At 56.8% G+C, this 22,858-nt stretch carries 20 protein-coding genes and 1 pseudogene; 14 read left to right on the forward strand and 7 right to left on the reverse strand.

Going from position 1 to position 22,858, the window contains the following annotated elements:
- The first annotated feature begins 328 nt into the window (after window positions 1–328).
- The 9 genes from QJ48_RS05705 to QJ48_RS05740 all read left to right on the forward strand — a co-directional run bounded on the left by QJ48_RS05705 (window position 329) and on the right by QJ48_RS05740 (window position 10,269).
- Window positions 329–1,501, forward strand: coding sequence for an acyl-CoA dehydrogenase family protein (locus QJ48_RS05705; RefSeq protein ID WP_237762820.1), 1,173 nt, complete (start codon window positions 329–331; stop codon window positions 1,499–1,501).
- A 109-nt stretch (window positions 1,502–1,610) separates the two neighbouring features.
- Window positions 1,611–2,057: a hypothetical protein gene (locus QJ48_RS05710; RefSeq protein ID WP_010493105.1), complete on the forward strand. Its 447-nt coding sequence runs from the start codon at window positions 1,611–1,613 to the stop codon at window positions 2,055–2,057.
- Window positions 2,058–2,076: 19 nt separating this feature from the next.
- Entirely contained in the window at window positions 2,077–2,952 is an 876-nt protein-coding gene (locus QJ48_RS05715; RefSeq protein ID WP_054972682.1) for a tetratricopeptide repeat protein, read from the forward strand.
- Between the two features lie 3 nt (window positions 2,953–2,955).
- Complete coding sequence (locus tag QJ48_RS05720) at window positions 2,956–4,374, forward strand: ATP-binding protein (protein WP_054972683.1); 1,419 nt, start codon at window positions 2,956–2,958, stop codon at window positions 4,372–4,374.
- A 198-nt stretch (window positions 4,375–4,572) separates the two neighbouring features.
- Window positions 4,573–4,716, forward strand: coding sequence for a hypothetical protein (locus tag QJ48_RS39345; RefSeq protein WP_157261531.1), 144 nt, complete (start codon window positions 4,573–4,575; stop codon window positions 4,714–4,716).
- 26 nt (window positions 4,717–4,742) lie between these two features.
- Entirely contained in the window at window positions 4,743–5,777 is a 1,035-nt protein-coding gene (locus tag QJ48_RS05725) for a hypothetical protein (RefSeq protein ID WP_054972684.1), read from the forward strand.
- 44 nt (window positions 5,778–5,821) lie between these two features.
- Window positions 5,822–6,829 (forward strand): S-layer homology domain-containing protein, encoded by a 1,008-nt coding sequence (locus tag QJ48_RS05730; RefSeq protein ID WP_054972685.1) that lies wholly within the window; start codon window positions 5,822–5,824, stop codon window positions 6,827–6,829.
- Window positions 6,830–6,997: 168 nt separating this feature from the next.
- Window positions 6,998–8,017, forward strand: a complete 1,020-nt coding sequence (locus QJ48_RS05735) for an AI-2E family transporter (RefSeq protein ID WP_054972686.1) — start codon at window positions 6,998–7,000, stop codon at window positions 8,015–8,017.
- A 167-nt stretch (window positions 8,018–8,184) separates the two neighbouring features.
- Entirely contained in the window at window positions 8,185–10,269 is a 2,085-nt protein-coding gene (locus QJ48_RS05740) for a septation ring formation regulator EzrA (RefSeq protein ID WP_054972687.1), read from the forward strand.
- 91 nt (window positions 10,270–10,360) lie between these two features.
- Here QJ48_RS05740 and QJ48_RS05745 read toward each other — a convergent pair whose 3' ends face one another.
- Window positions 10,361–12,013, reverse strand: a complete 1,653-nt coding sequence (locus QJ48_RS05745) for a stalk domain-containing protein (RefSeq protein WP_054972688.1) — start codon at window positions 12,011–12,013, stop codon at window positions 10,361–10,363.
- A 223-nt stretch (window positions 12,014–12,236) separates the two neighbouring features.
- Between QJ48_RS05745 and QJ48_RS05750 the strand changes: the two genes are divergently transcribed.
- The 3 genes from QJ48_RS05750 to QJ48_RS05760 all read left to right on the forward strand — a co-directional run bounded on the left by QJ48_RS05750 (window position 12,237) and on the right by QJ48_RS05760 (window position 15,384).
- On the forward strand, window positions 12,237–13,262 hold the full coding sequence (locus QJ48_RS05750; protein ID WP_054972689.1) for an ABC transporter substrate-binding protein: 1,026 nt from the start codon (window positions 12,237–12,239) through the stop codon (window positions 13,260–13,262).
- 149 nt (window positions 13,263–13,411) lie between these two features.
- Entirely contained in the window at window positions 13,412–14,374 is a 963-nt protein-coding gene (locus QJ48_RS05755) for an iron ABC transporter permease (protein WP_157261532.1), read from the forward strand.
- Window positions 14,371–15,384, forward strand: coding sequence for an iron ABC transporter permease (locus QJ48_RS05760; protein ID WP_054972691.1), 1,014 nt, complete (start codon window positions 14,371–14,373; stop codon window positions 15,382–15,384). Before QJ48_RS05755 ends, QJ48_RS05760 begins: the two co-directional genes overlap by 4 nt.
- Before the next feature lie 118 nt (window positions 15,385–15,502).
- Here QJ48_RS05760 and QJ48_RS05765 read toward each other — a convergent pair whose 3' ends face one another.
- Complete coding sequence (locus tag QJ48_RS05765; protein ID WP_054972692.1) at window positions 15,503–16,348, reverse strand: DUF5643 domain-containing protein; 846 nt, start codon at window positions 16,346–16,348, stop codon at window positions 15,503–15,505.
- A 196-nt stretch (window positions 16,349–16,544) separates the two neighbouring features.
- Here QJ48_RS05765 and QJ48_RS05770 point away from each other — a divergent pair, with 196 nt between their 5' ends.
- Window positions 16,545–17,624 (forward strand): copper amine oxidase N-terminal domain-containing protein, encoded by a 1,080-nt coding sequence (locus tag QJ48_RS05770; RefSeq protein ID WP_054972693.1) that lies wholly within the window; start codon window positions 16,545–16,547, stop codon window positions 17,622–17,624.
- A 72-nt stretch (window positions 17,625–17,696) separates the two neighbouring features.
- On the opposite strand, the gene QJ48_RS05775 is transcribed toward QJ48_RS05770, so the two are convergent.
- The 5 genes from QJ48_RS05775 to QJ48_RS05795 form a co-directional block, all read right to left on the reverse strand.
- Window positions 17,697–17,915, reverse strand: a complete 219-nt coding sequence (locus QJ48_RS05775; protein WP_054972694.1) for a helix-turn-helix domain-containing protein — start codon at window positions 17,913–17,915, stop codon at window positions 17,697–17,699.
- 233 nt (window positions 17,916–18,148) lie between these two features.
- Window positions 18,149–19,714, reverse strand: coding sequence for a hypothetical protein (locus QJ48_RS05780; protein ID WP_054972695.1), 1,566 nt, complete (start codon window positions 19,712–19,714; stop codon window positions 18,149–18,151).
- Complete coding sequence (locus QJ48_RS05785; RefSeq protein WP_054972696.1) at window positions 19,708–20,271, reverse strand: RNA polymerase sigma factor; 564 nt, start codon at window positions 20,269–20,271, stop codon at window positions 19,708–19,710. The genes QJ48_RS05780 and QJ48_RS05785 overlap by 7 nt, the downstream gene beginning before the upstream one ends.
- An 88-nt stretch (window positions 20,272–20,359) precedes the next feature.
- Window positions 20,360–21,226, reverse strand: a complete 867-nt coding sequence (locus QJ48_RS05790; protein WP_054972697.1) for a polysaccharide deacetylase family protein — start codon at window positions 21,224–21,226, stop codon at window positions 20,360–20,362.
- 247 nt (window positions 21,227–21,473) lie between these two features.
- Window positions 21,474–22,385, reverse strand: a complete 912-nt coding sequence (locus QJ48_RS05795) for a polysaccharide deacetylase family protein (protein WP_054972698.1) — start codon at window positions 22,383–22,385, stop codon at window positions 21,474–21,476.
- Between the two features lie 184 nt (window positions 22,386–22,569).
- Between QJ48_RS05795 and QJ48_RS05800 the strand changes: the two are divergent.
- Window positions 22,570–22,858: pseudogene (locus tag QJ48_RS05800) on the forward strand (GNAT family N-acetyltransferase); the annotation flags it as partial.

Consider the following 22,858-nt stretch of genomic DNA (forward strand, 5'->3'; position numbering starts at 1 on the left):
AGCAGATTTTGCCATGGGGCGGCCTTTCGTCTGTTCCCGGACGGAAAACCGGACGGTCCGCAGTGGTACCCTCCGATTCGGCGTGCTGCTCGTCGTCACGGGTATCTTCGGCTATGCGCTCCTTGCGCCCGGAGCTCATAAAAGATTGCAATCGTCCCGTTCTCGTATGCGGGCAAGAAAGTTTAACGCCCAGCTATGACATCCAAATAAATCCAACTATAATGGAGAATAGAAGCCGGGACGGGCATTCGCAGAAAATCCGTAAGCTGACCCGGTCTCAAAGCATATTATTCTCATGTGAATAATGGTAAAAAGGGGTGTGCATCAGGTGAACCCAAATCAACCTTCGGATATGTTCATCCGCAGCGAGCGTGAGGCTGAACTTGCCGCGCTGGCGGACCGATTGGCGGCGCGCTTCGCGCAGCGGGCGCCGGAGCATGACCGGGAAGGGAGCTTCCCGTTTGACAATTTCGCCGATCTGAGGCAAAGCGGTTACCTTCGGCTAACCGTGCCGCAGGAGTACGGGGGCGATGGGATTTCGCTCTATGAGCTCGTGCTGGCCCAGGAGCGTTTGGCGCGCGGTGACGGTTCGACGGCGCTGGCGGTCGGCTGGCATGTTGGGCAGATGCTTCATTTCCGCTGTGCCCGGTTGTGGCCGGAAGCGTTGTTCGCCCGGTTTTGCGGCGAGGTGGTGCGCGAGGGGGCGATGATCAACCACTTCGGGACGGAGCCGGCGACCGGCAGTCCGAGCCGGGGCGGCAAGCCGCAGACGACGGCGGTCCGGACCGAAGGCGGCTGGCTGCTGAGCGGACGCAAAACCTACAGCACCTTGAGCCCGGCGCTGAACCATTTTACGGTAACGGCTGGAATCGAAGGGGAGGACGCGACCGGCGTGTTTTTCGTCCGGCGGGGTCCTGGCATCCGGGTGGAAGAGACGTGGGATACGATCGGCATGCGGGCGACGGGCAGCCACGACCTCGTGCTGGAGCATGCTTTCGTGCCGGAGGACGAGCTGCTTGGCCGCTCGGACTCGGGCAGACCGCGTGTCGACGACGGCGACGGCTGGCTGCTTCACATTCCCGCCTGCTATATCGGCATCGCTCATGCGGCAAGGGACTTTGCCGTCGGCTTCGCCCGGGATTACCGGCCGAACAGCTTGCCCGGACCGATCGCGGAGCTCCCCCACATCCGCCAGCAGATCGGCCAGATGGAGGCGGACCTGATCACGGCCCGCACGCTGCTGTATGCGATGGCGGACCGGTGGGACCGGGATGAGGCCGGACGGCCTGCCCTGAAACCGGAGCTCGGGCTGGTCAAGTTCGTCGCGACGAACCATGCGATCCGGATCGTCGATACCGCGATGCGCATCGTAGGCGGCGCGAGCTTGTCCCGCAAGCTGCCGCTGGAGCGAATGTACCGCGACGTCCGTGCCGGGCTGCACAATCCGCCGATGGACGATGTCGCGCTGGAGCGGCTGGCCAATCGGGCATTAGCGGAGTAAACGCAGACGGCGAGCCTCTGCAAAATTCGGGTAAATTTTTGTAAGCCGCCAGCCGATATTGGTAAGAGAAACACACGTAAACCAAGAACGAACGATGGGGGCATTCGAAGTGAGTTTGTACGAAGCCAGTTTGTCGCAGGAAACGATACGCCGCACCAAATCCTACGATATCGGCAATTTGTTTTATGTCGCGTTTTTCGGAGGCGTCATTGCGCTTACCGTGCTGGCGAACCGGACCGGCCGCTGGCTGCATGTGAATCCAAACGTCCTAAGGGGCTTCATCCTCGTGGCTGCCCTGCTGTATCTTGGCAAAATGGGGTTCTACTACGCTTATTTTCATCACATGATCGAGCTGGAGCGCGTTTATGTAAAATATATCGCCCGGGCCGCGGAGCTGCTGCTGTTCGGCGGGTACTATCTGGCGCTGCGCCAGCCGTACCGGCAGCATATGCTGACCGTCGGAGAGAGCGAACCGCTCAAGAAAAGCGGGATCGTATGGTGCCTGATTTCCGCCGGGATCGAGATCGTTTCGATCGTGCTGTTGATCGCACTTTAAGGCTGGGGGGCTGCGGTTCGTGGACGAGAGAGCAAGCAGGGCGTTGGATTCGAAAATCGACCATTATTTGGGTATGCGGCGCTACGCCAAAGTGATCGAGCTGGTGAAGGAAGGATTGGCCGATCATCCCGGCCAGCCGAAGTATTATTTTTATCTCGGCGTCTGCTTCTATTCTCTGGAGCGCTATCGCGAAGCGGAGGAGAATCTGCAGGAAGCTCTGGTGCTCGGTTACGATAAAGAAGCGGTATTCGAATGGCTCGGAGACGTCTACACCAAGACGAAGCGCTGGGTGGAGGCGGAGCGGGCGTATTTGGATGCGCTGAGCGATAACCCCGAGAGCGCGCGGGTTCATGCGTCTTATGCGATGCTCATGAGGGAGACGGGGCATAACGACAAGGCGGAGCAATTGATGCGGAAGGCGCTTGAACTGGACCCGGAGGACGATTACGTGGTGCGTTCCCATTACATGTTCGCGCTGACGAAGGACAGCCGTTTGCAGCAAATCCAATCGCTGGAGCGGTTGATGCAGGTATCAGGCGACCAGATCGCCATCGAGGTGCATCTCGGGCTGGATGCCTTGTACCGCGACCGCCTGACCGACGCCCGCGACCATTTCCGGCAAGCGTTCCTGCTCGACCCGACGAATAAGGAGCTTGCGGCGCTGCTGGAGGAACTGGATTGGGGGCGGCATCCGGTGCTCGTCCCGCTGCGGCTGGTCGAAAAAATCGGCGGGCCCATGGTCGTCTACGTGGTCGGCCTCGGCGCGATGCTGGGGACCCGGGCGCTCGGGTGGGAGCAGGCGACGATCGTGCTGCTTGTTCTGTATTTTACATACTTGATCTATTCGTGGACGGCCAAGCCGCTGGCGAAATTATTAACGAGAATCCGAGGGTAGCGTATGGATAAGATAAATTGGCTGGAGCAAATGACACAGAAGCAGCCGGAGGATGCGCAGACCTGGTTCTGGCTCGGCAAGGAATACGAGGCCGCGGAGCGCTGGCTTGATGCGATTCAGGCGTTCTCCAAGGGCTTGACGTATGCCCAGGACGACGCCCTGCGCGGCGAAATCGTCGCCGCGTTGTCCCAGGTGACGGCTCGGCTGCAGCAGAGCGCGGCGGCAAGCGCTCCGTCACCGGAGAAGGCGGGGGCGGCGGAGTTTTGGGCCGACGACCGGCCGGACACTTCCGGCGACGGCACCGTGACGGAGCTCTTTCCCGGCCGGGGGCCGGAGGTCACGGAGCGCGGGGACCTGTCCGAGGAGCGTGCGGACTGGCAGGACGAGCTGTTCGGGGAGCCGAAGCCGGAGGAAGACGGCCCGGACGAAGACGAGGCGGACGCGGCGAATTTCCCCAGCGTTCCGGGCAGGCAGTCGACGGCGTTCCGTCCGAAGGTCCACCCGGGCCTGCAGGTGGTGGCCGGCGGCAAGGAACCGGCTCCCGAGCGGAAAGCCGACGTTCCGGTCATTACGTTCGAGCACGTGGCGGGCCTCAAGGACTTGAAGAAAACGATCCAGATGAAGATCATCAGCCCGTTTTTCAATCAAGGCTTGTTCGCCAAGTTTCGGAAGAAGACGGGGGGCGGCGTGCTGCTGTACGGACCGCCTGGCTGCGGGAAGACCTATATGGCCCGGGCGACCGCGGGAGAATGCCGGGCGAAGTTTATTACGGTTCACATTACGGATATTTTAGACCCGTACATCGGGATAAGCGAACGCAATCTGAAGGAAATGTTCGATAAAGCGCGGGCGCAGCGGCCTAGCGTCATGTTTTTCGACGAAGTCGACGCCATCGGCTTCAACCGTTCCAAGTCGTCCTCGCTCACGAGAGGCTTGGTCGATACGTTTCTGCACGAGATGGACGGCATCGACAGCGATACGGACCACCTGCTGATCATCGGCGCGACCAATATGCCGTGGGACGTCGACAACGCGCTGAAGCGTCCCGGCCGGTTCGACCGTCTCGTCTTCGTCGAGCCTCCCGATGTGGAGGCGCGGCAGCACATGTTCGCGCTGCAGATGCAGGGTCGGTATGCCGAGAAGCTGGACACGGCCAAGCTGGCGAAGGCGACGGAATTTTTCTCCGGCGCGGACATCGCGAACGTGTGCGAGCGTGCGGTAGAGCAGGTGCTGATTGAAATTCTCGAAACCGGCGTCGAGCGTCCGGTCCGGATGCGGGATATGGAGGAAGCGCTGGCGGAGGTGCAGCCCTCGACGCTGGACTGGCTGCGGACGGCTAAAAACTACGTCAAATACGCCAATCAGGGCGGGATGTACAACGATATCGAGCGGTACTTGCGCAAGCACGGGAAACATATTTGACCGGTTTGGCACGCTCCGAAACAGTTGAAAGTGGAAGTCCGGAATGCTATCATTTAAGTACTCTCATCATCTATGGAAGAGGAGCCCGATTGTGCGTCGTTCGGGCTTCTCTTTTTTGTAAAACCGGCCCGGGAGGAGGCGGCGCATGGACTTCAGAGTGCTTAGACGTTCCGCCCGCATGCGCTGGTGCTCGACGTCATGATGCCCCGATTAAGCGGCTTCGAGCTGTGCCGGAAGCTGGAGCGCCGCAAAGACCTCGGCCGCCGGCTGTTGGTCGCCGAGCGGGTGACCGGAAAGTCCGGTGAAGACGCCTTTACCATGGTGTATGATTTGAAATCGTAGAGAAAACAACATGAGGTGGAGTACAGATGTTGAAACGTGCTGGAAAGATGGCCGTTCAGGCGCTGCTTGCTGTGACGGTCATGACGGGGTGCGGAAGCGGCGACAACTCGTTGACCGTGAAGGAGCCGCAAGGGCAGCCAATTTCCCCGCAGCCGGGGACGCCCGGTTCGGAACCGGTTCGCGGCAAGGACTTGCTGAAGCAGCTGGACATGAACGCTTCTGGGGCGAAGGAAGCCCGGGAAATCACGGCGTTTCTGGACGCCAACTTGAAGAAGGCCGACGTGAAGACGGCGGACAGAATGCTGCTGCGGCTGGAGCAGTATTACGATCAACTGCTGCCGGGCGTGAACGCCAATTTCAAGCGGATGCTGGAGCAGCCGGGAACGGCCGAGAAGCTGCGCGAGCTCGGGTTTCCTCTCGATTTCAATAAAATCCAAAACGACGACACGCTGAAGCAGTGGCTCCTGCGGCAAACCGAAGGGAAGCTTGCGCTGGACATGAGCGGCGAAGGCGATTTTTATTGGAAAATTGACTATGAGGCTTTGAAGAAAGCGTACGCTTCTTTCGCGTCCGACGATGTGAAGGCTTACCTCGCCATCCGGGCGGCGGAGTCGAACAAGACGTTCTTCGACGACGGCCGTCTGCTGATCGGACGCAGCGAGCTTGCGGATCGCATCCTGCAGGCGGAGAATTACTTGACGGGCTACCCCTCCGGCCATCGAAGGACCGAAATCAAAGCGCTGTATGTCGATTATATGGAGCAGTACATTCATGGATACCGGTACGATTCCATCGATGAAAGCACGATGAAGCTGCTTCCGGCGGTCAAGCGCAGCTACGAGCAGTTGGTGAAGCAGCACCCGGATACGAAGACGGCGCAGATTGTGCAGGATTACCTGGAGGAGATCAACCGGAACAAGGACGTCATCTACCATCCCGGCAAAAAAGGCGAGAGTCTCATCGGCGACCCGAAGCGAAATATCGGCGAGTTCTGGAGCGGGCTCCGGGGCCGGATCGATGCCGCATTCCAGGCAGCGAAGCAGCACTCGGGGGCGGAATAAACAACAAAACTGAATAAAAAACGAAAAAAGGACGATAAAAGCTAATGAAACCTTTGAAGAAGGCGATTATCACGTTGGCCGGCTGCGGGATCTTATGGGGTTCTTTCTCCTCGGGCACGCAAGCCCACTGGCTGTTCCAAGATATCGATAACGTCACTTGGGCACAGAATAGCATTATTAACGCGTATCAGATGCAGGTCGTCGACGGGGTATCCGAGGACCGGTTCGATCCGGAGAGCAGCGTCACCTGGGCGCAGTTCGTCAAAATGATCGTGATGACCGACAATCCGGCCTATCGGCCGGGCGCGCCGTCCGAACAATGGTGGGAGCCGTACGTGAACGAAGCGCAGAAAAGCAAAGGGTTCGTAGACGGCTCGCTGTCCAAGGAGGCGCTCGACCGACCGATTACGCGGCTCGATATCGCCCGGATCGTTGCCCGGCTGCTCGATACTTCCCTGCGGTTCAAGGAGGTAGACGAGGCGAAGGCGGCTTCCATCGCCAAGGACGCGGGCATTCTGCAGGGCCGCAGCGGCGGAGACCTGGCGCTGAAGGAGAAGGTCACGCGCGCGGAGTCGGCGGTCATCATCGACCGTCTGTTCGAGAAGAACGGCAAATACGGCAAGCGGTTCGACACGGCGGCTGTGAAGGCGGATCAAGGGACCGTATCGGTGGGCGGTTTGGCTCTGGGCCAGAGCCGCGCCCAGGTGAAAGCCGTCCTCGGCACGCCTTTCTTCCAAGGCGAGGACGAAGTGAACAACAATCCCATGGAAATGTACAAAAATTTCATCGTGATCTATATGGACGATCAGGTGAAGGAGGTAACGTACAAAGCGGCCGACGCCGAGCTGTATGCCGGCAAGAAAGCATTGACCGGGGCCGCGGTATTCCAAGGCTTGGATACGACCTATTACTATTTTCAATCGACCGGCGATCTGCTGGCTGCCGACGCCCGGAGCGTCCGGCTCGGCAAGGCGGACAAATATTTTACCGGATCGGTGCAAGCCGGAGACGTGAAGCCGATTAACGATTTGGCGAAAAAAATCCGGTTCTAGCAGCAGCGATACCCAGACAGCGGGACACGTTCCCATGCTGTCTCTTGTTGCCTTTTGAAATATTTATGTCGAATCGGGTGCGTTTCCCTGAAACTTTCGCTCCCTTTGCTTCGTATACTGCATGGGAAGTTTTATTCCTTATTCCGGCGGCGACAGGAGATTAGATGTATGGAATGGCTTAAAACGATGTTTTCCAATCTGACGGTAAGACGATTCGCCATATTGCTCATACTTTGCTTTTTGCTGTTCCAAATTCGGGATATGCTGAATTTGGTGCTGCTGACCTTCCTGTTCACCTTCATCATGTACCGTCTGCAAGGGTATGTCACGGCACAGTTGAACCGCGTCATCCGGATCAACAGCAAGACGGTCGTGATCTTGCTGTATTTGATCATTTGCAGCCTGTTGGGCTGGGCGATTGCTTACAATCTGCCTAAGGTTATCGTCCAAATCAAGCAGCTGTACGACGTCGTGTTTACACTGATGAACTCGCCTCAGCCGGATGACGAGCTGTCCAGATGGATCGCGGGCATCTTGAAGGAATTGAACCTGCAATCTTATGTGAAGCAAGGCTTCGAATATGTGCTCAAGATTAGCAACTGGGGAACGACGTTTATTTTCGCGCTGCTGCTCAGCCTCTTCTTCATCCTGGAAAAGAACCGCATCGTCCGGTTTACCTCCAAATTTCAAACGAGCAGAATCGCGTGGCTCTATAACGAGCTGGAGTATTTCGGTCGGAAGTTCGTGCTTTCCTTCGGCAAGGTGATCGAAGCGCAGCTGCTGATCGCCGTGTTTAATACGATTTTTACGATGATCGGGTTATGGATACTGGGTTATCCGTATTTATTCGCGCTGTCGATCATGGTGTTCCTGCTCAGCTTGATTCCAGTGGCGGGCGTTATTATTTCGCTTATTCCGCTTTGCATTATCGGCTACACGCTGGGCGGCCTGCTGATGGTCGTTTATGTGATCGTGATGATTACCATCCTGCACTTCCTGGAAGGATACTTCCTGAACCCGAAGCTGATGTCGTCCAAAACGAATCTTCCGATGTTCTACACGTTCATCATCCTCATCTTCTCCGAGCATTATTTCGGGGTATGGGGGCTCATTATCGGGATTCCGGTATTCGTCTTCCTGCTGGACATTCTCGACGTGAACGTGGATGAACGCTCCGGCAAGGGATGAGCGGTAAGCCGGTCGGGTAGAGCCATAAAACTTGAACTAAAGACAAGGCGCCTTCGGGTGCCTTTTTTGTTACTCTAAAAGTGCCATAATCCGACAAAAAGGATGTTGGCCGGCCGCCGTTTCTAGTATAATCTTCCTAAAAGCACCGATACGGATGAGGTGGAAGGATGAAAAAAATACTACTCGGCGTCATACTGGCGCTAGGTTTGCTGATCCACCAGAACGCGCTGGCCGACCCGGTTCCTGCAGGCGGCGTGCTTTCGGAGAACGCTCCGGCCGAGCCTGCTCAGGCGGTGCAGCCGCCCGCAGAGAAGCCGCAGGAGCCGCCGGCTGCAGTTCCTGCTCCGGCGGATGCCCCGCATTCGGGGAAGATTACCATCTCCGCCGGCACGTTCTTCCTGGTACTGGTTACTGTACCGGTTTTACTTGTTGTGCTCGGATGCGGACTTGTCTACAAGCTGAGGATCGGATGGCTTCGCCGCAGGGCGCAGCGGCTGCTGGTGAACGTGATGAGCGCAGCGGAGAAATTAAGACCTTACGAAGGGAATGCAGAGGGGAACACCAAATCGATCGTGAAGCAGGCGGACGAACGGTTGGCGAATCTGACGGTGGCCGTCAGTCGGCGGTTGACTGTGTTAATGGAGACGAAGATTTTCTTTCTCCGCTTCATTAAGCTCTCGCGGTTTATCCGTGATTCGAAGGGCGAACTCAAACGGCTGAGGGCGTCCTTCAAGGAGGTTCGTGCCGAGGTCCGCCGCGTTCTGGAAGCGGCCCAAGCCCTGTCGCCGCGGTTTCAGCGGCTTGCCGATCAGCGCGCCGCCGTAGAAGCTGAGGCGAAGACCCGGACGGCGGAGCTTGCGTTTCCGCTGAACCAAACGTACGAAGAGCTGGAGCGGCTTCGGCAGGAGCTGCAGCAAGCGTCCGATACATCGCGGCCCGACCCGGTCGGAGCGCAGCGGATCGCGTCGCAAGCCGAAGCCCGGCTGCAAAGCATCAGTCGGGACGTGAAGGACATTGGTGTCTATTTGAACGAATACCGGGCTTTCCCGGGCCGACTGGACCAAGCTAAGGCCAAAGTGAAGAAGCTCGTGGAAGAGCATCGTCTGAATTTGCTTCATATCGATCCTTACGGGAGCCTTGCCGACGCCCGGAGGCTATCCGAGGACATGCTGGAAGAGCTCAAGGCCGGCAACCTTGAACAAGTCAGAACTACCGCCGCGCAAGTCAGCAGCCTTTTAAAGGCTGCAGTCGAGATGACGCAGCGGCATGCGGCGTTCCGGCGGAAGAACCCGAAAGACATTCAGCATGTGCAGAAGAAGCTGTGGGAATACCGGACAACGGACGCGGCGCTCGCGCCGGCGCTTGCGAGAACGCGCCAATGCTATGCTCAAGAGCATTGGCAGGACATGTGGAGTCGTTACGGGATAATCGATCGGCATGTGAAGCAGATGGAACAGCAGTTGCCCGAGGTGAAACGGCAATCCGACGAAGAGCACCAGGATTACGATACCGCCCGAAGCTCCTTGGACGACATGCTTGCACGGCTTCGCGAGGCCGAGGAGATGCAGCGGAATTGCCGCAGCGCCATCGAGCAGTTGGACCGGGGCTACGGCAGCTTGAAAAGCAGGCAGGAGCAGGCGCGGTCGGCGCTTGACGCGGCAGTGAAGCTGGTGAAGCAAAACAGCCTGCGCTTCCTCGGGGCAGACCAGATCGACATGATGCTCGCAAGGGCGGATTCGTTAAATAACGAGCTGAATCAGCGGCTGTTCGTCCCGCCTTATCGTCTCGGAGCGATTGAGCAGCACGTTGTCCGCTTAACCGATCTCGCGAATGAGTTTGCCGGAACCGTCAATCAGAGGCTGGATCAGAAACGGCAGGCGGAGAAAGCGCTCAATCGAGCGCAATCGAGCTACCGCTCTACACGCGCCAAGGTAAGATCCAGGATCGAGATTCGAAGGTTCGAAGGTCCTTATACATCTGTTATTCAGCGCGTAGAAGGCCATATTGCCGGAGGCCGTTACATCGAAGCTGTCAATGAATGCCATGATATCGATAGAATCGTAGGCGAGATGAAACGGCTGTATCAGCGGGAAATCGACGAAGAAAGAAGAGAAGCGGCGGCACGCCGGGCAAGCGCTTCAAGCTCAAGCTCGGGCTTCTTCGGTTCTTCCGGTTCTTCCGGCTCCTCCCGCACTTCCCGCGCTTCCGATGACGATGACGGCGGAGGGGATAGCGGAGACGAAGACGAATAGAATGCGCATGAAAAAAAAGGCACCGCTCCTGCTGTGGCAGGATGCGGTGTCTTTTGCATGGATGGGTCCGGTTCTGACAGGGCCGCCCCTATCAGTAAGTAATCATGACCGTCCGAGTGGCTTCGGCGTAATCTACCTTAGCCCCCAGCACTTCGGCCAGCAGTCGCACCGGGACCATCGTGTTATCGCCGACCAGCCGGGCAGGCGTATCGGTTTGCCGCAGGTCGCCGTTCACTTCGTACGCGTTTTTCGTCGTGTGCAGCGTGACCTTAAGCGTTCCTTTCGTATACACGGCTGCGCGCTGCTGCTCGTCCCATTCCACGTTCGCTCCGAGCGCCGCGGCCAAGTCGCGGATATACAAGTACGAGGAGCCGTCGACGATGACCGGCGTCCGCTGCATCGGGAAGGAGACGCCGTCGACCGAATAGCTGCTGTCGTCCAGCCCGAAGCTTGCTTTACGCTGAATCGGCAGGACGGTGACCGCCTGCTTGAGGTAATCGGACGCATTCCGGTGCAGCTTCGTTTTTCCGAGCTGCGGCACCGGTTCCGTCGTGAAATTCCATTCTTTCGACTCGGTGGTCGTGGTGCCGTCTTTTTTGGTCACCTGCAGGCTCAGCTTGACGAGATAAGTCTGATCCGCTTGCAGAGGCTTGCGCGGCAGCATAATGACGGCATTGGTCAATTTGTCATCGTTTTCGGGCGAATTCGTAAACAAGTCGATCTTCTGCTTGGCATTATCGGTCAGTTCGGCGCTCAGCAGCTTGATTTTGTCCACATTCTCGCCGAAATATTGAGCCATGATCGGGTAGCCGACAGGGTATTTGCCGCTCGTATGCATACGCAGCGGGTCTGGAGCTTCGTTCCCGTCAAAGGACGTTGGCACATACCGTTCCCCGTCCGCCGGCGAGACGACGATGGGCGAGGAGTCGCTCGTTCCGAAGCCGAATTCGATGATCGTGTAATCCCCCACTTTGGCAATACCGACTTCTTTGGCATCCGGGTTCAAGAACGGAGAACGGTGGTACGGCGCGTCAAACAGCACGTCGACCGTCTCGCCGATCGATCCCACGTGATACGCGGCGTCTTCCCCGAGCTTGGCCGAATACCCGTAGTAAGCGGCGCGCTCCAGCGGCGATTGGCCGAAAAATCCGGTTTTGTTCGGGTTCTGATCATGCAGGCTCTCTTGGCTTTTTTCGCTTTGGGCGATTTTGTTGGTATCCAAATATTTCGCATGCGCCTTCGCCATAGCGAAAAGCCGCTCGTTCATTTGAAGCTGGGGGAGTCCGTACAGCACCCGGTAGTCGTTTATGGCGGCGAGCCCAGTCTGGTCCTCCGGGGTAGGAGCCTCAAAGCGGCTGACCGCGTCTTTCGCTATGGTAAACGACCACGATTGCTCGATAGGCTTATAGCCGGGATAGGTGATCGACATTTGCACGTTGTAATTTCCGGGCGCGAGATCTTTGTCGGGCGTATACGCGAACGTCCCTTTGTCATGGTCGTAACTGGCAGGCACGCTCTGCCCGTTCAGCGTCATGGTGTAAGACGAGGGCGCAAAGGCCAAATCGGTATCGAAATAAAACGTGAGATTCGGCTTGGTGACGCCGACGATTCCTTTGGGAGCCGCCTCGTAAGAATAGGAGGACGCTTGGGCTTGGGGTACGGGAAGCGTAAGACCGATACACCAGAGCATCAGCGCCAAGGATAAGAGCATCAGAGATTTGCCCAGGCGGGCGGTTGAATTCAAGGGAAATTCCTCCTTACTCAATGAATTTTAGGGGTGCGGACTTCTCTCTTAAATTATTCGGCATTTGCTGGGGAAACCCTTCTTCAAAAAAAATGGGGGAACGAAGGGTGGGGATAAAAGGTCGCGGAAAATTATGATAATGATTATCATTGTCACTGGAATGGCGATTTGCTATAATGAGTGCCGACCGGAATATCATACCTATGCAAAGGGGATACATAACGTGAAACTTCTTAAGCCTCTTTTCCTGCTGGCTGTTATCGCCTTGATCAGCGCCTTGCTGTTCGGCTGCTCCAAAGAAGGCACACCGGACAAGTCGGCCGAAGCCAAACCGGCTTCGACAGAGACGAAATCCGCATCGGCCGAGACGAAAAACGCAGGCTCCGCTGCCGCTCTAACCATCAAGCATGACCTAGGCGAAACGCCGGTTCCAAGCTCCCCGCAGAAGATTGTCGTGCTGGAGCTGGGCTTCATCGACGCGCTGCTGGATGTCGGCGTGAAGCCGACCGGCGTCGCCGACGACAATAAACCGAATCTGATCGCTGCCGAGGTGCTGAAAAAAATCGAGGGCTACACCCCGGTAGGCACCCGCGCCCAGCCCAGCTTGGAGAAGATCAAGATACTGCAGCCCGATCTGATTGTCGCAGACACGGACCGGCATAAAAACGTATATGCGGAATTGTCCAAAATCGCGCCGACGATCGCCTTGAAAAACTTGAACGCCAATTACGACGATACGCTGAAGACGGCGCTTACGGTCGCCGAGGCGGTCGGGAAACGCAGCGAGATGGAGAAGGTGATCGAAGCCCACAAGGCCAAGCTCAAAGCGCTGCAGGCCAAGGCGCCGCAAGGGAAGCCGAGCGTGCTGCTCATCGGCAATACGGACAACGAAATCGCCGTGCGCAGCCCGGAATTTTTCACCTCGCAGCTGCTGATGCAATTCGGGTATACGTATGCTTTGAAGGATGTTTCGAAATATGCGGCTACCTCGACGAACGCCAATTTGACATTGGAGCAGCTTCTCGAAATCGATCCCGACACGATCGTGCTGATGTCCGCCGACAGCGACAAGCGCGACAAGGAGGGCGGCCGGCCCATTCAGAAAGACCCGCTGTGGAAGGACCTCAAGGCGGTGAAGAACAAGCAGGTATATGAAGTGGACCGGTATGCCTGGTCGCTCCGCCGCAGTGTGCAGGGGGCGAATGTGATGATCGACCAAGCGGATAAGCTGCTATTCGCAGCCAAATAACCTCGGCCTGATGCTCTCTGGAACGAGTTCGTCAGATTCGATAGCGAAGGGGTCGGGTACTAGTGGATTATTCCGTACAGCCGCTCACGGAAACCAAAGCGCTCCGCAGGCGCGCGGCTCGGATCGCTCTGGTGGCGGCGGCCGGTTTCATGCTGCTGGCGGCGGCGCTCTTGCTGTCCGTCGCCGTCGGCTCAACGTCGATGCCGATATCGTCCGTTCTGGCCTCGCTGCTTCACGATGACGGGTCGCGGACGCACAGTATTATCCGGAACATCCGGATTCCCCGCACGGTTGTCACGGCGTTCGCCGGGGCGAATCTAGCCGTTGCGGGCGCATTGATGCAAGCCGTGACGCGCAATCCGCTTGCTTCTCCGGGCGTCTTCGGGATCAACGCCGGGGCATCGGTGGCGGTCGTCTTTCTGGCCGTCACGTATCCGTTTGTGGCGGGCGGATATACGGTGGCTGCCGCTTTTGCAGGGGGAGCCGCAGCGGCGGTCGTCGTCTTCGCGATGGCTTCCGCCTTTAAAGGAGCACATATGGAGGTCAACCTGGCCCTGACGGGGGTGGCCATCCAAGCGATCCTGTCGGCGGCAACGCAGGCGCTGCTTATTTTCAACGAAACGAAAACCGATAGCGTGCTGTTCTGGCTCGCGGGATCGGTGTCGGGGAGAAAGTGGGAGCACGTCCAAACGCTCCTCTGGTGGGGCGTTCCCGCGCTTGCTGCCGCCTTCGCGCTCGGACGCTCCGCTTCCATCCTCAGCTTGGGCGAAGATATGGCCCGCGGACTGGGCCAGCGCGTATGGAAGACCCGGAGCCTGATCACGCTTGTTGTGATCTTGCTGGCCGGCGTGTCCGTAGCCGTCGCCGGTCCGATCGGCTTTGTCGGGCTGATGGTACCGCATATCGTGCGTTACTTGACCGGCGCGGACTACCGGGCGGTGATCCCGCTGTCCGCCCTGCTCGGGGCGGTGCTGCTGCTGCTCGCGGACCTCGCTTCCCGCTTCGTGCTGTTTCCGTATGAGACCCCGGTGGGCGTCGTCACGGCGCTGATCGGCACGCCGTTCTTTATTTATCTGGCCCGTCGCAGGCGCAAGGAGGGGAATGCCGAATGAATCGACAGCATGCTCCGGTTGCGGCAGGCAGACGGCGAAACGCCGGCGTCCTCGGCCTGCTGGCGCTCGCGACCCTGCTTCTCGCCATCGCCAATATCGGCATCGGGGATGCGAAGCTTGGAATCGGGCCGATCCTGGCGTCGCTCGTCGGCCAAGGCGATCCGAATACGGCTGCGATTATTTTCGACTACCGGCTGCCCCGCATCGCGCTCGCGCTGCTGGCCGGTGCCGGTCTGGCCGTCGCCGGCGTCATCGCCCAAGGCGTCATGCGCAATCCGCTCGCCGCTCCCGATACGCTTGGCATTACGGGAGGCGCGGGGCTGGCTGCGGTCGTCGTGACGCTGCTGTTTCCGCTGTCTGCGCCTTCCGCGCTCATGGCAGCGGCCTTCGGCGGCGGTATCGCCGCCGCATTTGCCGTATATTTGCTTGCTTATCGCAGAGGCGTCGCTCCCGTCCGGCTGGCACTCGTGGGGGTGGCCGTCAGCGCGTTTTGCTCCTCAGGCGTTCACCTGCTGGTGTCGCGGGCCACGCCCAACGTGAACACGGCGCTTATTTGGCTCAGCGGAAGCTTGTGGGGCAGGTCATGGGACCAGGTGCTGCAAGTGCTGCCTTGGATGCTGCTCCTTATTCCGCTCGCCTGGCTGCTGGCTGTTCATCTGGACGTGATCCGTCTCGGAGACCCGGTAGCCCTCGGACTCGGTGTCAAAGTCGAGCTTCTGCGGGCGTCTCTGCTGGCGATGGCTGTCGCGCTGACCGGTTCGGCCGTAGCCGTGGTGGGCACCATCGGGTTCGTCGGACTGATCGTGCCTCATGCCGCCAGGCAGCTTGTAGGGGGGCGTCATCGCATCTTGATCCCCACGGCGGCTCTCCTGGGCGGGCTGCTCGTTCTCGTCGCAGACGCGCTCGGCCGGGGGCTCGTACCGCCGGTGGAAGTTCCCGCCGGACTGGTCGTTTCGGCCGTCGGCGGCCCTTATTTTCTGTATCTGCTTTGGCGTCAGTCGAGACGATGAGGGATAGTTGACGATCAGGTAAATGTTCCGTGGCTTTCATTGGGGTCTCGCCAACATTTTCACGAAGCAGCATAACAACAACCCGCGCGGAGCGTAACCTCCTCGCGGGTTGTTGTCGTTATTGCGGAAGCTGAACCTTCATCTCCAGTTCCTTCAGGAACGTCACAGGCGTCATGCGCTTGGTCAGCACCTCAAGCTGTGCTGCCGGGTCCACGGCCGGAAATTCCAGCTCGTACTGGTAGACGCCGTCCTTTACTCCAACTAATTCGGTGCGGGTCACATCAAGCTGTTTCCCGTTTTGTACAAGCCAAGTGCCCGTCTTCTGAACGGATGCCGTTTCTCCGGCGATCGCCAGTTTCAGAATGGTTTTATCCTTGCCGAAGTCCACGCCGGTTACCGACATGCTGCCGATTTTGCCTTGATCGAGCGTCAGCGGATATTGGCCGGTCAATGGTGCGGTCACATTTGCTTTATCCGAGAACATCGTGCTTGTATCGTCGTACCAGCCTCCTACATACGGCCTAATGTTCAGTTCCTTGGGCTTCCCCTGCAAAGGCATCACATTTTCGGTATAGTGGGGGACGAAAGAGCCGTCCGGCTGCTCTTGGAATTGCTCTTTAGCCTTTTGGTATTCGTAAATCCATCCGTTGTCGTCCGTGACCAAATAACTCATTTTCATGAGCTGTTCATCGACTTCTTTTGCAATCCCGTCCGGGACGTGGCGGGCCAAGACAAATTCGGTCGTCTCCGGAGAGGCCGACAGCGACTTCAACGTGAACGTGGCCCCGCGGTACTGCTTTTGGATGGCCGGGTTCAACTTGAAGGTTTCTGCGTCTTGCGTCGCAACTGGCACTGCGGCGGTTTGGTTTGCGGAAACGGCGGTTGCATCGGCTCGAACGGCCAGCGGTGCGAGTCCTCCTAATAATACGGCTGCGCTTAATACGGCAATGGTTGTTTTTTTCATTGTGGTTTGCTCCTCCTCTTTTTGGGTCGTACACCTTATAGGCGAACGAACCGGCGAGTCGGTTCATGGGTGAACCGAATTCGATTTTGCTTCGCCTTAAGATAAGGAGGTGTTTTCGTCCGGCCCAAGTGGCGATGATTCGGGGCGAAATCTCAGCACCGCCGCAATCCTATATGGAAAGATGGAGGATATGATGATGTTGAACAATCGAAAATGGGTGTCCGCAGGACTAGGTCTCGCATTGCTTGCCATGGCGCTGCCTCTTTACGGAGCGACGGCTGCCCCGGCAGGAGCCGGAACCGGCGCATTAACCCTTAAGCAGGTCGCCAAGGAAATCGAAGGGAAGAAGCCGAGCCCGTTTTACTTGGAATGGAAGGAGACGTCCACGATCGAAAATGGAACGAGCAAGGTTGTGTCATACAAGCAATGGGAGGATGTGCCGAATGCCCGGTACCGATCGGAGGTCAACTATGACGGAAGCGACAAAACGATGAGCACTTCGATCATCAACGGAGACGACGGAGTTTTCATCACGGAAGGGAAAACAAGCAAAGTAAAGCTGAACGGGATGGAATGGGACGGCTTCTCCAAGATGTCCAAGCGAGAACTGAAGGCGTTGTTAGAATATAACGAAGCTCCGGTTTTTAAAGGAGAAGAAACGCTCCTTGGCCGGACCGCCTATCACCTGTCGGGTGCAAGCAAGCCATTGAATCGAAAATTCACGGATGCCGAAGGGATCGAGAGAGTGGAAAAGGGGATCGCCCCGGCCAGAGAGCAATGGTTCGACAAAGAAACCGGCATATTGCTGAAAGAAACCAAAACCGATCCGCGTGGCGGCAGCAGCGAGAGTGTCGTAACGTCAGTTGATTTCACGCCGGTATTCGGTAGCGATACCTTCCGTTTCGAAGCGTCCACAGGCGGCACCGACGCCATTAAGGTAACCATTGACGGTGCCGCGCAAAGCTTCGAACAGCCGCCGGTTATCGTCGAAGGAAGCACGCTTGTGCCGCTAAGGGCGATTTTTGAAAAGCTGGGCGCCACGATCGATTGGAACGAAAAGGAACAGTCCGTGACCGCCAAAAAAGGAACGACGACGGTGTATTTGAAAATCGGCGATAAAAATGTCACGGTCGGCGGTTCGGCCAAAACGCTGGAAGTGCCGGCGCAGATCGTGAACGGCCATACGATGGTTCCGGTCCGTTTCATCGGCGAGGCGCTGGGGGCGGAAGTGAAGTGGGAGCCTTCGTCCCAAACAGTTATTATTACGAATAAATAACGAGGTAAAATAAATAAAACCTTGGTTTGGGTCGCAGCTGGTCGTACCCGAATCAAGGTTTTTTCACATCCGTTAGTGCTTCTCTGGATCATTGGAGCGGCCAACGAGATAATCCAGGCTAACGTTGAAATAATCTGCAAGAGCAAGAAGACCTTCATAATCCGGCCGTCTGTTGCCCGACTCATAATGGCTGATTGAACGAACGGAAACCCCGAGGACTTGGGCGAGTTCCTCTCGTTTGACTTGATTTTGCTCGCGTAGATCTTTTAGTCGTTCGGCAATGGTAGGCATAAGATTCTCCTTAATAGCATAAAGGCATCTCTTACCATATTCAAAAGGTAGAGCCGGTACTGGAGAACATCCATGGGTAGCCATTATTATGGAACCGTAATGCTGCTATTTCCCCAAAAAAACACCCGTGTCTTGATCGCATCATGCCGGTGTGATTCCGTCATGAACGCGTTCAAAACACGGGGAAGCTTCAACAAAAGTGGTGGCGCCGAGTATCGGCAACATTAAAACTGTTACTTTCTAATTTCAAACGTGATCTCTTTTTTCAGCGGGATCGGGTTGGCGTTACGCAGCATCGTAATTTCGTAAGAGTCCTGCTCGGGCGTCATGATGCCGGCTTCGAAATAGTCTTCCTCCGGCCGCTCGGACCGCGCCACCCCGTCGATTAACGCAACGCCGGGACGCGGTTCGTACAATTCCTTCAATTCCGGTGTATTTTTTATTTTCTCTTGATATGCTTGCCCGAGGTCCCGAGGAATGCCGAACTGGACGCCCAAGCGGACGTCTTCCGGACGATCCTTCTTGATTTTGAGCCACAGGTAACCCTTTTTATAAGAGGTCCCGACGATCGTAAATTGTTTATCCTTAAAGCGTACCGTTTTCGGCAGCTTCTCGCCGGGCGAGAGCGTAAATGAGGCGCTCGGCGTTTTTTCGGTAAGCTGGAAGCCGTTCAGGTGCAAGGTTAGCCGCTTCACGGACGGGTCGAAATAAGGCGAAGACATGAACTCCATCTTGTTGCCGTCCCAATCGCCAGGCCGAGCAAGGCTGTCATACATTTTCTGCACATTATCCACCTTTAACGGGTATTTGTTCCCCTTGTCATCGGTAAGATAAGGTTGCAATTTATTCTCATTATCGCCAGTCTGCCTAAACTCCAAATAATGGTTTGCACCCTGCTGGATCTTCACATCAAGGTGCGTATTCGTAGGCGTAATCTTGATCTGATCCAAGGTAAACGACGGAAGATCCGAGTCCCCGGCCACCTCAACCTGCTGACGAAGCGGAACAATAAGGTCTTCGCGCCATTGCGACTTATCGAACGGCACGCTGAGTTCGAACAAGAACTCCGAATTTTGTTGTCCCGGTTGAACCTTGGATACGCGGAACCGCAGCTCCTTCGGGTTCTTGTTTATAAAATCCATGACTTGCTGCGGCGTTAGGGACAATTCGGAAGTTTCGACTTGGGTTGGTTCCTTGGTTGCGTCAACGGACTCGATGGTGCCCCCGCTGCCTTGACCGATAGCTTCCTCGAAGTCATAGCTACTGATGGTATAATTCGTGATTTTTCTCTGGTCCACATCCAAATAGCCGTTATCCCGTTTGATCGCGTTTTTCTTGATTTCGTCGGATTTGATGAACGTCTTGTAGGAAAGCTTATCGCCGGTTAAATAAACATCGCTGATGCCGATGGTGACGTCGCCGAACTGCTTCACGACGGGCTCGGTCGGTTCATAACCATAGGAGTGCGCATTGCGGACGCCGTCATAGCCCCGTACTTCATCCAGCCAGCCTAACACGCCGGAAAAGCCCGGAAGGCCCTTTACCATATTGGCGAACGTTGGGGAAACTTGCGTCGCGCCGACCGAAGCGACTACGGCCAAGGCACAGGCTGCGGCGACGGTGAAACGCGCCTTCCTGCTGCGCCGTCGGATCGGCCTGCCGGCCGGGACTGTAGGCATCGATTCCGTCATGTCCGGAACGTCCTTGGCGAATTGAAGCAGCGATGCCGGGACCGGAAGCTCTTGAAGCGATTGGGTGAGCTCTTCTTTGACTTGTTTATCGCGTACCGATTTCAACATTCCATCACCTGCTTTGGATTAGGTTGCATCATTTTTTCGTTCAATTTCAAGCGGGCGGCGTGCAGCCGCGATTTGATCGTGCCCTTCTTCACGCTAAGCACATTGGCGATTTCGTCAAGAGACAGTTCTTGGTAATAGTACAAAATAACGACCGTCCGGTGGTTGATGTCCAGCGACATCACCGATTCCAGCAGCTCATGGCCCGCTTCCTTGCGGATGAGCGCGTCGATCGGGGAGGCGTGCTCGTCCGGGACTTCAATCTCCTCCAGATCGCCGGTCCGGCTGGCCAATTTCGAACGCTGCCTGGCCAGATCGAGCGCGCGGCAGGCGGTCAAATGATTGAACCAGCTCTTGAAATTGCGGATATTTTTGCCGTTCATAATGGCTTGATACGCCTCGAGCAACGCATTCTGTACCGCATCCTCCGCCAGATGCGAGGAACGCAGTATCGCGGCCGACGTGCTGTAGACGCGGCTTAACAACGGCTCGATCAGCTTGAAAAAAGCTTCTTTATCTCCGTTCCTGCACTGCTTCATATATAGCTTTTCCTGATCCATTTACGTCACCTTCCTGACTTCCTCTACCTTATAGGCGAACGAAACGGGGCTCCGGTTCATTGATTCCGCAAAAAATTTTGAGTTTTCTTTAATGATACTTGCGTATCGTCGCGATCAAGGCGTCCGCCGTCATGTACGGCTCGCCCGCATTGATCCGGTATACCAGCCGGTCCGCGGCGGTATTGATGCCTTCGCGAATCGTAAACAGCAGCCCGATGCCTGCTTCCTCCGCCGCTTGCAGCGTCTCTTCATTGTACGCCCCGTACGGAAAAGCAAGCAACTTCGAATGATTGCCAAGCTCGGCGCGGAGCCGCTCGTTCATAAACGTCAAGTCGCTGCGAATCCGCCTGCGGTACTCTTCGGTCGCTTCGGCCCGCTTCCGCTGGGTTAGATAGGCGGGATGGGTGAGCGCTGGCTGCGGCTGGCCGCTGGGAGCGGTATGGAGCATGCGGTGCGAATCGTAGGTATGGCTGTAAATGCCGTATCCCGCCCGTACCAGCTCCCGCATTTGGTCCCACGTCAGATGCGGCTCCGCGTCGGGATGATACGTATCCGATAGCGCTCCGATCATAAAGTTGGATGCGGGAACGCCGTGCTTTTGCAGAATCGGATACGCGCGGGTATAGAACGACTCGTACCCGTCATCGAAGGTGAGGACGACGGCGTTGGCGGGAACGGATTTTCCTTGTAGGGCGAAGCGGACGTAGTCTTCCATGCCGATGATCTGGTAGCCGTGGCCCTTCAGCGCTTGCAGATGAGCGTCGAGTTGGACGGTCGTAACCGTCGACGGCTGCGGAAAACCGGCGGCTTCCGGCTCTTGGACGTCATGGTACAGCAGAACGATAACTTTATTTTGATAATGGACTTCGACCTCCGACTGCAGCGTGTGTCCGGTCAGCGTGACCCCGGTCAGCAAGAGCAGCAGAAAGGCGATGCCCGGGATAAGCCTTCTCATGCGTGCCTCCTAAGCTTGATGTGGTGTGCGCACGTGATATAGGCGAACGAAAGCGGCGGGCGGTTCAAATGTTCAAATGAGAATCAAGGGGGGCAGAGAGGGGAACGTGTCATGACGGTCAAAACTTACCTTATCGATTCCGTCATGACCGCCGTTCAAAACACGGGGAAGCTTTAATAAAAGCGAATGTGCCAGCGCCGGCAAGGTTAAGACTTTTACTGCCGGCTTCCGGACATCCTCCATATTTTTAAAGATTGTTATCATTCATTTTGTGGTACTTGCTTATCGTTGCGATCAAGGCGTCCGCGGTTATATACGGCTCGCCTGCGTCGATCCGGTGCACCAGCCGATCTGCGGCGGTATTAATGCCTTCGCGGGTGGTGAACAGCAGCTCGATGCCTGCTTCATCCGCCGCTTGCAGCGTTTCTCTATCGTACGCCCCGTACGGAAAAGCGAGCAACTTCGAACGGTCGCCAAGCTCGGTGCGGAGCCGCTCGTTCATGAAGGTCAAATCGCTGAGAATTCGCTTGCGGAATTCTTCGGCCGATTCTGCCCGTTTCATTTGAGCCAGATAGACGGGATGCGTGAGAGCCGGCTGCTGCGGGCCTTTCGGCGCAGTATCGACCATGCGGTGCGAATCGTAGGTATGGCTGTAAATGCCATGCCCGGCCCGGATCAGCTCGCGCATCTGGCTCCACGTCAAATACTGTCCCTTTTTGGGATCGTTCGTATCCGACGGCGCTCCGATCACGAAATTGGATGCGGGGACGCTGTGCTTTTGCAGAATCGGGTACGCGCGGGTATAAAACGATTCGTATCCGTCATCGAAGGTGAGGACGACGGCATTCGGGGGAACTGGTTTTCCTTGCCGGGCGAAGCGGACGTAGTCTTCCATGCCGATGATCTGATAACCGTGATCTTTCAGGGCCTTGAGATGAGCATCGAACTGGTTTGGCGTGACCGTCAAGAGGCGGGGCATGCCGGCCGCATCCGGTTCTTGGACGTCATGGTACAGCAGGACAATCACTTTGTTTTCATAATGGATTTTGGCTTCCGGCTGCCCGGTCACTGTGATGTCGGATAGCTTGTTTGCGATCAGCAAGAGCAGAAGGAAAACGATACCCAGAAGGATAGCGATACTTAGGATAAATCTTTTCATGCGTGGTCTCCTATGCATTGATATGTTGTGCGCACATGGTTTAGACGCGGGAAAGCGCTCCGCTGTTCCCTTACAGGAAAAGAGAATTCCAGCATCTTGCAATTCAGGGAGCGGTGTGAGAATCTAGGGAGTAGAGAGGGGAACGTGATGTTCCGCCTAAGTCATACGTAATGGGGGAATGGCAATGGAGCTTTCGGTGAAGCGGCTGTCCGAATGTACGTTGAATCAAGCGGTAGAGGTATGGAACAAAGGATTCGAGGATTACTATGTCCAGATCGTCATGACGGTCGATGCATTCTTGGCGCGAATGGTGGCCGAAAGCTTGTCGGCGGACTATTCCTTTGTCGCGTTTGACGGGGACGAGCCGGTGGGGATCATTCTGAACGGTATCCGTACGATGAACGGCGTCAAAACGGTCTGGAACGGAGGAACAGCCGTCACTGTGTCGCACCGTAGGCTTGGCGTCGCCAAGC

Source organism: Paenibacillus sp. A3 (assembly GCF_001399685.1).
Lineage (GTDB): Bacteria > Bacillota > Bacilli > Paenibacillales > NBRC-103111 > Paenibacillus_G.